Origin of the sequence: Pseudomonas fulva NBRC 16637 = DSM 17717 (assembly GCF_000730565.1) — a bacterium.
In the GTDB taxonomy this organism is placed as follows: domain Bacteria; phylum Pseudomonadota; class Gammaproteobacteria; order Pseudomonadales; family Pseudomonadaceae; genus Aquipseudomonas; species Aquipseudomonas fulva.
In genome coordinates this window covers 1-12556 of the sequence record NZ_BBIQ01000006.1, presented here as the reverse complement: position 1 = coordinate 12556, position 12556 = coordinate 1, and the positions used below count along the sequence as shown (strand labels likewise).

The 12556-nt window shown below is 66.0% G+C and carries 10 protein-coding genes; 6 read left to right on the top strand and 4 right to left on the bottom strand.

The window, feature by feature from the left end:
* Positions 1-3: 3 nt before the first annotated feature.
* The 3 genes from PFU01S_RS08065 to PFU01S_RS08055 form a co-directional block, all read right to left on the bottom strand.
* Positions 4-1065, bottom strand: a complete 1062-nt coding sequence (locus PFU01S_RS08065) for an iron-sulfur cluster-binding domain-containing protein (protein WP_028687093.1) — start codon at positions 1063-1065, stop codon at positions 4-6.
* Positions 1062-2024, bottom strand: coding sequence for a diiron oxygenase (locus PFU01S_RS08060; protein ID WP_028687092.1), 963 nt, complete (start codon positions 2022-2024; stop codon positions 1062-1064). The genes PFU01S_RS08065 and PFU01S_RS08060 overlap by 4 nt, the downstream gene beginning before the upstream one ends.
* Positions 2025-2147: 123 nt before the next feature.
* Positions 2148-3362 (bottom strand): MFS transporter, encoded by a 1215-nt coding sequence (locus PFU01S_RS08055; RefSeq protein ID WP_028687091.1) that lies wholly within the window; start codon positions 3360-3362, stop codon positions 2148-2150.
* 257 nt (positions 3363-3619) lie between these two features.
* Between PFU01S_RS08055 and PFU01S_RS08050 the strand changes: the two genes are divergently transcribed.
* Positions 3620-4918: a serine hydroxymethyltransferase gene (locus PFU01S_RS08050; RefSeq protein ID WP_028687090.1), complete on the top strand. Its 1299-nt coding sequence runs from the start codon at positions 3620-3622 to the stop codon at positions 4916-4918.
* A gap of 9 nt (positions 4919-4927) precedes the next feature.
* Here the strand turns inward: PFU01S_RS08050 and pdxR are convergent, their stop codons facing one another.
* On the bottom strand, positions 4928-6424 hold the full coding sequence (pdxR, locus tag PFU01S_RS08045; protein ID WP_023533154.1) for a MocR-like pyridoxine biosynthesis transcription factor PdxR: 1497 nt from the start codon (positions 6422-6424) through the stop codon (positions 4928-4930).
* Positions 6425-6555: 131 nt separating this feature from the next.
* Between pdxR and serC the strand changes: the two genes are divergently transcribed.
* The 5 genes from serC (at position 6556) to glyA (ending at position 12341) form a co-directional block, all read left to right on the top strand.
* A complete protein-coding gene (gene serC, locus PFU01S_RS08040; RefSeq protein ID WP_028687089.1) occupies positions 6556-7638 on the top strand; it encodes a 3-phosphoserine/phosphohydroxythreonine transaminase in 1083 nt (360 codons plus the stop codon).
* A gap of 119 nt (positions 7639-7757) precedes the next feature.
* Positions 7758-9005 carry a benzoate/H(+) symporter BenE family transporter gene (locus PFU01S_RS08035; protein ID WP_028687088.1) on the top strand — a complete coding sequence of 416 codons (1248 nt, stop codon included), beginning with the start codon at positions 7758-7760 and terminating at the stop codon, positions 9003-9005.
* Positions 9005-9847: a YggS family pyridoxal phosphate-dependent enzyme gene (locus PFU01S_RS08030; protein WP_028687087.1), complete on the top strand. Its 843-nt coding sequence runs from the start codon at positions 9005-9007 to the stop codon at positions 9845-9847. Before PFU01S_RS08035 ends, PFU01S_RS08030 begins: the two co-directional genes overlap by 1 nt.
* 23 nt (positions 9848-9870) lie before the next feature.
* Positions 9871-11052, top strand: coding sequence for an aspartate aminotransferase family protein (locus PFU01S_RS08025; RefSeq protein WP_028687086.1), 1182 nt, complete (start codon positions 9871-9873; stop codon positions 11050-11052).
* 23 nt (positions 11053-11075) lie between these two features.
* The gene (gene glyA, locus PFU01S_RS08020; protein ID WP_028687085.1) at positions 11076-12341 is read left to right on the top strand and encodes a serine hydroxymethyltransferase; all 1266 of its coding nucleotides are present in this window, start codon (positions 11076-11078) and stop codon (positions 12339-12341) included.
* Positions 12342-12556: the final 215 nt, after the last annotated feature.

Sequence of the window (12556 nt, the reverse complement as noted above, 5' to 3'; positions counted from 1 at the left end):
GGTTTACGCCGTTGGGTTGAGGTCGACCTTGATCGTACCGGCCTTGGGGAAGGTGCAGCAGGCCAGGGCATGGCCGTCGCGCTTGTCCTGGTCGGTCAGGCAGAAGTCGGGTTCGACGGTGTACTCGCCTTCCGACACTTTCAGCCGGCAGTGGCCGCAGAGGCCGGCGCGGCACAGGCTGCGCACGGCGATGCCGCTGGTTTCCAGCATCTCCAGCAGGCTCTTGCCCGCGGCGGGCTCCAGCACCTGGTCGTTGTGCTGAAGGTGCAGGCGCAAGGGGCTTTCGGCCTGGGCATCGTCTGGCGTGGCCGGGGCAGAGGCGGCTGGTGGGGTGAAGGACTCGATCAGCAAGGGGCAGGTGGGGAACAACGCCAGCAGGTGCTCGCGCATGCACTGGGCGAAGCCGTGGCTGCCACAGATCACCACGCTGTCCGGGTTGCCCAGTGCTTGCAGGTCCTGGGCTTGCGGGCGGCCGGCCTTGAAGTGGCCTTTGCCGTGCACCGCTTCGCGGGTGACGAACACCTGCAGGTCGAACCAGGGGCAGCTCAGTTCCAGTTGCAGCAATTCGTGCAGGAACGGGATGTCGGCAATGGACGGCACGCACAGCAGCAGGCTGACCTGGGGCACGTTCAAGCCGCGCAGGGCGCGCTCGTGCAGCCCGCGCAGCAGGGCGATCGGCAGGGTGATGCCGATGCCGCCTGCCAGCAGGCCGACGTGGCGGCAGGCCTGGACCGAAGCCAGGGTGATGTCACCTGCGGCGAACTGCACGTCGAAACGCGCGCCGGGCTGGCAGGTGGCGTGCAGCTGGTCCGAGACCCCGCCACGGCCTTCGCGCTTGATCGCCAGCTCGAACTGGTCGTTGCCAAGCCTGCGGGTGATGGAGTACAGCCGTTGCTGACGGGCGCCGGACAGGTCCGTTGCCTGCAACGCCACGTGCCGGCCGGGCACAAGGTCTGCCAGAAAGGCGCTGGAGGCGTTGAGTACGCGCAGGCCAAATACCTTGATCTGCGCGGTCTCGCTGCTGACATGCTCGCACACGGCTTCAAAGCCTGTCGGGGTACTCATGCGCTAGCCCTCTCGCGCAACTGTTCGACGGCCTGTTCGGCGCTCTCCAGGCCATTGCCGGCCAGGCCGATGCGGTTGACCAGGGCTTCGAGGGAGTCGGTATAGACGCTGATCTCGTTGTTGTCGCCCACGTCGTGCAGGATCTCGTTGCCGTTGGGGAAGCCCAGCATGTCGAACACCCGCGACCAGGCGCCCATCTCGTTGTTGGCGAACATCTGCACGGTGCGCAGGATGATCGAGCGCAGGTACAGGCGTTCCTTGCGGGTCAGTCCGTTGACGATGTCGGTGGCGACGAAGCTGAACACGCTGGAGTGGCTCCACTCGTCCATGGCGTGGGTGCGGGTGACCTCGTGGCAGACCGACTGGATGGTGGTGTCTTCGGCCATGGTCTTGAGGTAGTCGGTGATCAGCGTTTCGCTGGCGCAGGCGATGCCGAAGCGGGTCAGGCGGCGTTCCCATTCGGCGGTGCAGTTGGCCAGCAGCGCTTCGCGCCAGGTCACCAGGTTGAAGGCGCTGAAGTCCAAGGGGGTAAGTTGGCGCATGTCGTAGATATAGTTGCAGGCCATGATCGACATGCGTGTATGCAGGGCTTCATCGAGCAGGGCTTGAGACATTACATCTTGCAGCAGTGCGCGGTTATGGCTGTGGGGCGGGGTCTTGATAATGTCTTCGCAGGCCGGCACCACCACATTGCATTCAATATAAATGGTCTTGAGGTTATAAATGCCCCAGGCGTAGGACATGCACTTGGACTGCAAGTCCTTGGGGGCTTCAAGCCAGGCCTGGTGGTTGCGAAACGGCAGCAGTGAATGGCTGAAGTCGTTCTTGTTGGCATCGAACGCCAGGCCCCAGTAATCGGGTTGTGGCTGGTTCACGGCAGCGCGGGTTTTCCACAGGGTTGAAAGTTTGGCGAGCATGCCTTTAACTGCATCATCGGTACCGCTATGGTTAACATCCATGTTAAAACTCCAGGCTATCGGTTGTCGTTGTTCAGTTTGATTACGCCGGCTGGCTGGCACACACAGGTGCGGGCGGCGCCCTTCAAGTTTGCGGTACAAATGTGTCGTTATTATTGCGTCAGGTCATTTAAATGAAAGTTGCAGGGCAGTGACTTTGCGCTGCCGCGCCATTACCCATTCCTGCAACAATGTCAGGGCCACGGTCAGGCCCATGAAGGCGGCACTGGCCCAGAAAATCGCGTTGGGGTGGCCCTGGTCCAGCAACCAGCCGAACCCGACTGGCCCGATGGCGCCGCCGATGTTGAAACCCGTGGACACGATGCCGAAGGTCTTGCCTTCAGCCCCTTTGGTGGCGGCAGCCCGTACCAGCATGTCCCGTGACGGGGCGATCACGCCAGTCAAAAAGCCCGCCAGGCCCAGCACGGCGAGCAAGAGCGGCTCGCTCAGGCCCGCCGTGGCCACCAGCAACATCAGCATGCACGCCACCCCAAAAGCGCTGGCCGCCACCACCCCGTGACGCTGGGTGCGGTCGGCCAGTGCACCGCCTGCCAGCACGCCGAATGCGCTGGCGAACAGGAAGGCGGTCAAGGCCGAGTTGGCCCAGTACAAGGCCACGCCCTGGCCCTGCATCAGGGCCGCGACGGAAAACTTTTCGATGGCGCCAGTGCTCAGGTTCAGCAGCACGAACAGCAGCGTCAGGCTGATGATCATCGGCGAGAGCAGCGCCACGCGTTGCGCCTGCACGGGCTTGGGTGCCGGAGCGGGCGGCGCGTCACTGACCTGGGCCAGTGCCGAGCCGGGTATCAACAGCAGGGCCAGTGCTGCAAAGCCCACCAACGCTGCGGTCGCGAAGGCCATGGCCGGGCCGCTGGCCACCGCCACCCCCAGCAGCAACACCGGGGCCACCGCCGCGCCCAGAAAACCTGCAAAGGTGTGCACCGAGAACGCCTTGCCGATGTGCGCAGGGTTGATGTGTCGGGACAGCAGGGCGTAGTCGGCGGGGTGGTAGACGGCATTGGCCACCCCCGCCAGCGCCATGCCCACCAGCAGGCAGGTGTAGCCGGGCAGCAGGGCAATCAACAGGAAACTGCAACTGCCCAAGGCCAGGGCCATCAGCAGCAGGCGCCGGGCGCCATGGCGATCGACGGCAAACCCCATGGGGGCCTGCACCAGCGCGGTGACGATGTTGAACACGCTGAGGGCCAGGCCCAACGCCACATAATCCACGTTCAAAAAAGCAGGCAGCAGCGGAAAGAGCGCCGCCAGCACCATGATGTGCAGGTGGCTGACAAAGTGCGCTGCGGCGACTTGCGGCAACAGGCCGATACGTATCGTCATGGTGAAACCTGTAGGGGCATGAGCTGAGTCGGCGCAGAGCTTAATGAGGCTTTGGTCTTGTCGGGTAGTCCAATTAGTGGCAATAGGCCAGACCGCTTTGGCCCATCTTTCGCCCGTTCTGGCATGCCCAGGCCAGACGCCTGCTTGCCGGGCCAAGCCAGGTGGTCTGCAACAGCGCGGGCAACCGGTACGGTCGCAGGCGCCGCAGGCCGCTAGGGTAGTGCGGTTGTCGCCGGCGTTCAGACCAAGGAGTACACATGCCGCATTTCGCTTATAAAGAGGGCCACGCGCTGCCGGGCATCAGTGCCGCTGCGCTGCCGCAGGTGGACAGCGAGGTGTGGACCGCCATCGATGCCGAGCGGTTGCGCCAGGTGCAGTCCATCGAGCTGATCGCCGCCGAGAACGTGGTCAGCCGCGCCGTGCTCGAGGCCCAAGGGTCGGTGCTGACCAACAAGTACGCCGAGGGGTACCCGGGGCGACGCTATTACGCCAGCTGTGGCAATGTGGATGTGGTCGAGGACCTGGCCACCGAGCGGGCCCGGCTGCTGTTCGATTGCAGCTATGCCAACGTGCAGCCTCACTCCGGCAACCAGGCCAACCAGGCGGTGTTCCTGGCGCTGCTGGAGCCGGAGGACAAGATCCTCGGGCTGGACCTGAAGTCGGGCGGGCACCTGTCCCACGGCGCGGCGTTCAACGTGTCCGGGCGTTGGTTCCAGGCGGTCAGCTACGGTGTGCACCCGCTGACGCACCGGGTCGACATGGACCAGGTGGCGCAGATTGCCCGTCGTGAGCGGCCACGGCTGATCATCGCCGGGGCGTCGGCGTATTCACGCGCGCTGGATTTCGCCCGTTTCCGCGCCATTGCCGACGAGGTGGGGGCGTATCTGATGGCCGACATCGCCCACGTCGCCGGGCTGGTCGCAGGCGGCGCCTATCCCTCGCCAGTGCCCCATGCCCACGTCACCACGCTGAGCACCCACGCGACCCTGCGCGGCCCGCGCGGAGGGATGATCCTGTGCAACGATCAAACCCTGGCGCGCAGGATCAACGCGGCGGTGTTCCCCGGCCTGCAGGGCGCTGCACTGATGCACACGGTCGCGGCCAAGGCGGTGGCGCTGGGCGAGGCGCTGCAACCGGGTTTTGGCCCCTACGCCCATGCGGTGGTGGCCAATGCCCGGGCCTTGTGCGGGCGGCTGGCCGAAGGTGGCTTGCTGGTGGTGTCGGGCGGCACGGACTGCCACCTGGGGGTGATCGACCTGCGCCCCTGGGGCCTTGCCGGCAACGCCGCCGAGGGTGCGCTGGAGGCGGTCGGCATCACCGTGAACCGTAACGTCGTGCCCGGTGACGAGGTCAAGTCCAGCGTCACCTCGGGCATTCGCCTGGGCAGTGCGGCCTGTACCTCCCGGGGCATGGGCGAGGATGAGTTCCGCGAGATCGGGGACATGATCCTGGCCATGCTCGGGGGCGTGCGCAGCGGTGCCATGGACAGCCGCACCGAGCGCTCGATCCGCGAGGGCATCTTCGACCTGACCCGGCGTTTCAAGCTGCCTTACTGAACCCGGCGCTCAAAGCTTGAGGGCGTTGGCCAGGCGCAGCATGGCCGCTTCGATCTCATAGGCTGTGAGCGAGGAATACCCCAGCAGCCAGCCGTGGGTCTGCGGCTCGCCCAGGTACAGGCTGCTCAGGCCCGACAGCTGCACGCCGGCCGTGGCCGCCTGGCGAATGGTCTTTTCTTCGGACCAGCCTGGCTTGAGCAGGCAGGGGATCTGCAAGCCACCTGGCGGCAGGTGGGCGGTGACCACCGGGCTCAGGTACTTGGCGATGGCATCGTGCATCACCGCCCGGCGCCCGGCGTACAACTTGCGCATGGCACGCACGTGGGCGTTGTAGTGCCCGTCCTCCATGAAGCGCGCCAGGGTCAGCTGCAAGGTCTGCGGGGTGTGGCCATCCATCATGCTGCGGGCATAGGCGAAGGGCTTGACCAGTTCGGGCGGCAGCACGATGTAGCCCATGCGCAGGCCAGGGTAGAGGGTCTTGCTGAAGGTGCCGATGTACAGGGTGCGCTGGTAGCGGTCCAGGCCCTGCACGCAGGCGGTGGGCTGGCCGTCGTAGTGAAACTCGCTGTCGTAGTCGTCTTCGATGATCCACTTGGCTTTCTGCGCGGCCCAGTTGATCAGCTCCAGCCGGCGCTCCAGGGGCAGGGTCGCGCCTGTGGGGTACTGGTGCGAGGGGGTGACGTACACGCAGTTGGCGCCGCTGCGGTCGGCGAACAGCAGGTCGGTGCGGATGCCCCGTTCGTCCACGTCGATGGGCAACACCTTGGTTTCGGCGATGGCGAACGCCTTGCGGGCGCCGTAGTAGCCGGGGTTTTCCAGCAGGATGGGTTTGCCGGCATCTACCAGCAATTGCGCGCACAGGTACAACGCCTGACGCGTACTGCTGAGCACCAGCACCTGGTCGGGGGTGCACGTGGCCCCGCGTTCGAGGTTCAGGTAGGTGGCGATGGCCTTGCGCAGGGGTTCGGCGCCTTGCGGGTCACCGTGCAGCAGGACGCTGGCGCGATAATCCTTGACCACCTGGCGCTGCAGCCGCTCCCAGACGTCGGTGGGGAAGCTGCGGGTTTCCGGCAGGCCGGTGGCGAAGGCCTTGATCACTTGCTGGTCACGCACGCCGCCTGTCTCGAAGATCATGCGCCCGCGCTGGCTGAGTTCGGCGCCGGGCGCGACCACGCTGCGCCGCACCTCCTGGGTCCGTTGCCGGCGTGGGCCGGCTCCGCGCAATTCGGCGCCCACCGTGTCGCACACGTAGCTGCCCGCGCCGCCGCGGCGCACGATGAAACCGTCCCGGTGCAGCTGCACGTAGGCGTTTTCGACGGTATCGCGGGCGCAGCCCAGAGACTTGGACAGCGCACGGGTGGAGGGCAGTTTCAGGCTCGGGCCCAGCGCGCCATCCAGGATCAACGCACGCAAGGCGCGCTGGATGCGCTGGTGCAGGTCCAGCAGCTGAAACTCGGCGTCGTTGAGCCGAATCTTCAGGGTGTCCAGCGCGAAGGTCTTCGCCATGTGGTCTGCTCTCCATCCATGAACTGGCAGGTAAGGGCAGGCCAGTTTATCCGTAGACTCCGGCCTTCGCCACCCAGGCCTGGCCTGGTATTCACCGCGTCGGCGCGTTCACGCACAGGAGCCCACCCACCATGGCACGGTCACACAATTTCAGCGCAGGCCCCACCGCAGTCCCCCTGGAAGTGCTCAACCAGGCGTACGACGAGTTCCACGATTTTGCCGGCACGGGCATGTCCATCATGGAGATGAGCCACCGCTCGCCCATCTTCCGCGCCATTGCCGAGCAGACCGAGGCCGACCTGCGCGAGCTGCTGGAGGTGCCGGCGCATTACCGCGTGCTGTTCGTGCAGGGCGGCGCTTCGTTGCAGTTCGCCCAGGTGCCCATGAACCTGGCCGGGGACAACGGCAGCGTGGACTACCTGCACACCGGGTTGTGGTCGGGCAAGGCGATCGAGGCGGCGCGCCAGTATGGCGAAGTGCGCGTGGTCGCCAGTGCCCAGGGCACCGGCTTTGACCGGGTGCCGGCGGTCGCGCACTGGCAGCTGAACCCCAAGGCGGCCTACCTGCACTACACCGAGAACGAAACCGTGCACGGCGTGCAGTTCACCGAAGCGCCCGCCAGCGAGGCGCCGCTGGTGTGCGATGCCTGTTCGAGCCTGCTGTCCAAGCCCATCGACATCGCACGCCATGGCCTGGTGTATGCCGCCGCCCAGAAGAACATGGGCGTGGCTGGGCTGACGGTGGTCATCATGGACCCGGCGCTGCTGGATCGCTGCCATGGGTTCACCCCGGACATCCTCAACTACGCGCGCATCAGCGATGCCCAGTCGATGCTCAACACGCCCGCCACCTTCCCCTGGTACCTGACCGGCCTGACGTTGCAGTGGATCAAGCGCAGCGGGGGCTTGCAGGTGCTGCACCAGCGCAACCAGACCAAAGCCAGCCTGCTGTACGAAACCCTCGACGGCAGCGACGGCTTCTACCGCAACCCGGTGCAGCCGGCCTATCGCTCGATCAACAACGTGCCGTTCCGGCTGGCCGATGACGCACTTCAAGCGGTCTTCCTGCGCGAGGCCGAGGCGGCCGGGCTGCATGGCCTGAAGGGCCACGCCAGCGTCGGCGGCATTCGCGCCAGCCTGTACAACGCCATCTCCGTCGAAGCGGTGGCCGCCCTGTGCGAGTTCATGGGGGCGTTCGCCCGCAGGTACGGTTGAGCGCACTGAAAGTGGTCTGGTCTGCCCCGGTGAAGCGTCGGGGTAAAACCAGCCAATCTGCGGCTATAAATGACTGCCTACCGCAGCCGGATACAGCGTCTAGCAAGGAGCCAAGACCTATGTCATCTACTCGTACCCCCTCGCCCCTGCGCCTGCAGGACCTGCTGCACCCGGTGGTGGCCGGGCTCATTTCGGTGATCGTCAACTATGGCGGCACTTTCATCCTGGTGTTCCAGGCTGCCAAGGTTGCAGGGCTCAGCCCCGAGCTGACCGCCTCGTGGGTGTGGTCGGTGTCCATCGGCGTGGGCGTGACCGGGCTGCTGCTCAGCTGGGTCAGCCGCGAGCCGATCATCACCGCCTGGTCCACGCCGGCGGCGGCGTTCCTGATCGTGGCCCTGGCCACCACGCCCTACGCCGAGGCGGTGGGGGCGTACATGGTGTCGGCGGTGGCCTTCGTGCTGTTGGGCGTCTCGGGTTACTTCGAAAAGGCCGTGCGCCTGATTCCGCCCGGGGTGGCCGCGGGCCTGCTGGCCGGCATCCTGTTGCAGTTCGGTATCGGCGCTTTCGCCAGCATGAGCGTCGACCCGTTGCTGGTCGGGCTGCTGATCGGGGCGTACATCGTGTTCAAGCGCCTGAGCGCTCGCTACGCCGTGGTGGGCATCCTGGTGCTGGGGCTGGTGTACCTGGTGATGCAGGGCCGGGTCGATTTCGCTGGGCTGTCCCTGGCATTCGCCACGCCGGTATTCACCCGCCCCGAGTTCTCGCTCAACGCACTGCTGAGCGTGGCGCTGCCGCTGTTTCTGATCACCCTGACCGGCCAGTACATGCCCGGCATGCTGGTGTTGCGCAACGACGGGTTCCGCACCAGTGCCAACCCGATCCTCGGCATCACCGGGCTGGGCTCGCTGTTGATGGCGCCGTTCGGCTCCCACGCCTTCAACATCGCCGCCATCACCGCTGCCATCTGCACCGGCAAGGAAGCGTCCGAAGACCCGTCCAAGCGCTGGGTGGCCGGTGTGGCCGCCGGCATCTTCTACATCCTGGTGGGCATTTTCGGGGTGACGCTGGCGGCGGTGTTCATGGCCTTCCCGGCCACCTTCATCACCACCCTGGCGGGGCTGGCCCTGCTGGGCACCATCGGCGGCAGCCTGGCCAACGCCATGCTCGATGCAAAAGCGCGCGAGGCGTCGTTGATCACCTTCCTGGCCTGTGCGGCCAACATCACCCTGCTGGGCATCGGCGGTGCGTTCTGGGGGCTGGTGATCGGCCTTGTGGCCTACGCCGTGCTCAACGGTCGCCTGCCACGCCGGGCCAAGGCCGCCCAGGCAGAACCGGCAGCAGTGCCCACCAAAGGAGCGACGAATTGATGACCGAGTACGCCGAAGACCTCACCACCCTGCATGCGCGCCATGGCCGCTACCCGCAGGCCAACACCGTCGAGGATTTTCGTCGCAACCTGGCCGCCGTGCATGAGCGCATCGCCCGGGCCTGCGAGCGGGTCGGGCGAGACCCGGCCGAAGTGCGCCTGCTGCCGGTCAGCAAGACCTTCGACGAAGCCCACCTGCGCCTGGCCTATGCCGCCGGTTGCCGCCTGCTGGGCGAGAACAAGGTGCAGGAGGCCCAGCGCAAGTGGGAAGCCATGGCCGACCTGCAGGACTTGCAGTGGTCGGTGATCGGCCACTTGCAGACCAACAAGGCCAAGCAGGTGGCGCGTTTTGCCAGTGAGTTCCAGGCGCTGGATAGCCTGCGCGTGGCCGAGGTGCTGGACCGCCGGCTGCGCATCGAAGGGCGGCAGATGGATGTGTTCGTCCAGGTCAACACCTCGGGCGAGGCCAGCAAGTACGGGCTGGTACCCGATGACGTGGCGGCGTTTCTACAGGCGCTGCCAGCGTTCCCGGCGCTGCGTGTGCGCGGCCTGATGACCCTGGCGCTGTTTTCGGCCGACGCCGCGCGGGTACGCCCGTGCTTCGTGTTGCTGCGTGAGCTGCGCGACCAGCTGCGCGCCACTGCGCCTGAAGGGGTGTCGTTGCAGGAGCTGTCGATGGGCATGTCGGGTGATTTCGAAGTGGCCATCGAGGAGGGCGCCACGGTGGTGCGCGTCGGCCAGGCGATCTTCGGCGCCCGCGCCATGCCCGATGCCTACTACTGGCCCACCGCCGATGCCGCGCCGCACCCGGACGCTACTCCGTCGCTGGCCACCAGCCATTGACCACTCTGTACAGGAAACCTGCAATGTCTGCTGCTCCCGCTTACCTCATGCACACCTCAGCCCGCCAACCAGTTGCGTTCAGCCGGGGCCAGGGCGCCTTGTTGTGGGATTCGCACGGGGTCGAGTACCTCGATGCCATCGCCGGGGTGGCCGTGACCAGCCTGGGGCACGCCAACCCCGAGATCGCCTCGGCCCTGGCCGAACAGGCCGACGTGCTGCTGCACACCACCAACATGTTTCGTATCCCATGGCAGGAACAGCTAGGCGAGCGCCTGTGCCGGCCCTCGGGCATGGAGCGGGCGTTCTTCTGCAACTCCGGCGCCGAGGCCAACGAGGCCGCGCTCAAGCTGGCGCGCTTGCACGCCACGGCCCGGAGCGTTGCCCAACCCCAGGTGCTGGTGATGGAAAACAGCTTCCATGGGCGTACCCTGGCAACCCTGGCCGCCACCGGCAACCCGGCCGTTCACCGCGGTTTCGAGCCGCTGATGCCAGGCTTCATCCGCGTGCCCTACGATGACATCGAGGCGGTGCGCCAGGTGGCGGCCAATTCGCCCAACGTGGTGGCCGTGCTGGTCGAGCCCGTGCAGGGCGAGGGCGGTGTGCACCCGGCATCGGCGGGCTATCTGCAAGCGCTGCGCCAGCTGTGCGACGCGCACGACTGGCTGATGATGATCGACGAGGTGCAGACCGGCATGGGCCGTACCGGCACCTGGTTCGGTTTCCAGCACGCCGGCATCGAGCCCGACGTCATCACCCTGGCCAAGGCCCTGGGCAATGGCTTCCCCATCGGCGCGTGCCTGGCCCGAGGCAAGGCCGCCGAGCTGTTTTCCCCCGGCCACCATGCCTCCACCTTCGGCGGCAACCCGCTGGCTTGCCGCGTGGGCTGCACGGTGGTGGACATCATGCAGCGCGATCAGCTGCCGCAGCGTGCTGCGGTGCTGGGCCAGCGTTTGCTGGCGGCCTTGCAACTGGCGCTGGGCGGGCACCCTGAAGTGGTGTCGGTGCGCGGCCTGGGCCTGATGGTCGGCATCGAGCTCAGCCGCCCCTGCGCCGAGCTGGTGGACCGGGCCCGGGACGAGCAACACCTGCTGATCACCGTCACCCGCGGTACCACCGTGCGCCTGCTGCCACCCCTGATCTGCTCCGAGACGCAGATTGACGACATCGCTGCACGCCTCACCCGCTTGCTGTCACCCCAAGCCTGATTCAGAACAAGGACGCTTAACCCATGTACGACTCGACGCTGACCCTCAACGCCTTCGATCCAGAGCTGCGCGCCTCGATTCGCAACGAAGTGAATCGCCAGGAAGACCACATCGAGCTGATCGCCTCGGAAAACTATGCAAGCCCCTTGGTGATGCAGATCCAGAGCACGGTGCTCACCAACAAGTACGCCGAAGGCTATCCCGGCAAGCGCTACTACAGTGGCTGCGAATACGTGGACGTGGCCGAAAGCCTGGCCATCGAGCGGGTCAAGGCCCTGTTCAACTGCGACTACGCCAACGTGCAGCCCCACGCCGGCGCCCAGGCCAACGCGGCGGTGTTCCTGGCGCTGATCCAGCCAGGCGACACCGTGATGGGCATGAACCTGGCCCAGGGCGGGCACCTGACCCACGGCAACCCGGCCAACTTCTCGGGCCGCCACTACAAGATCGTGCCCTACGGCCTGGACCCTGAAACGGGCTTTCTCGACTATGACGAGATGGAGCGCATCGCGCTGGAAACCCGTCCGAAGATGCTCATCGGTGGTTTCTCGGCCTACTCGCGCTACAAGGACTGGGCACGCATGCGCAGCATCGCCGACAAGGTCGGGGCGATCTTCTGGGTGGACATGGCCCACGTGGCCGGGCTGGTTGCCGCAGGCGAATACCCAGACCCGCTGCCCCACGCCCATGTGGTCACCAGCACCACCCACAAGACCCTGCGCGGCCCGCGCGGCGGCCTGATCCTGTCCAAGGGGCAGGACGAAAGTTTCTACAAGAAGCTCGACTCGGCGGTATTCCCGGGTGTCCAGGGTGGCCCACTGATGCACCAGATCGCGGCCAAGGCCGTGGCCTTCAAGGAAGCGCTGTCGCCGGCATTTCGCAGTTACCAGACCCAGGTGGTGACCAATGCCCGGGCCATGGCCAAAGTGTTGCAGGCGCGCGGGTACAAGATCGTGTCGGACGGGACCGACAACCACATGATGCTGATCGACCTGTCGGCCAAGCCCTACACGGGTAAGGAAGCCGATGCGGCCTTGAGCAGCGCCTATATCACGGCCAACAAGAACTCGGTGCCCAACGACCCGCGTTCGCCGTTCGTGACCTCGGGGCTGCGCATCGGTACACCGGCGGTGACCACGCGTGGGTTTGATGTAGAGGCGTGCGAGCAGGTGGCGGGGTGGCTGTGTGATGTGCTCGATGCCCTGGAAACCGGGCGCAGTGACGAGGTGGGGCACCATGTGCGTGAGCAGGTGGTTGCGCTGTGCCGTCGGTATCCGGTTTATGGTTGAGAGGATGGGGGCCTGGCACCGGCGGTATCGGGGTGTTTGAGGCAGGTTTTTTGACCTGTGTGAAAGGGCTGCCTGGCAGCCCTTTTTTGTTGCTGGGTTTGCTGTGCCGTCGAGTCCGGGATGAAGACCGCCTGGGCCGCTGTGCGGCCCATCGCGGCACAAGGCCGCTCCTACAGGGATTTGCTTATTCGAAAGCTACCGGGATCTACTGTGGG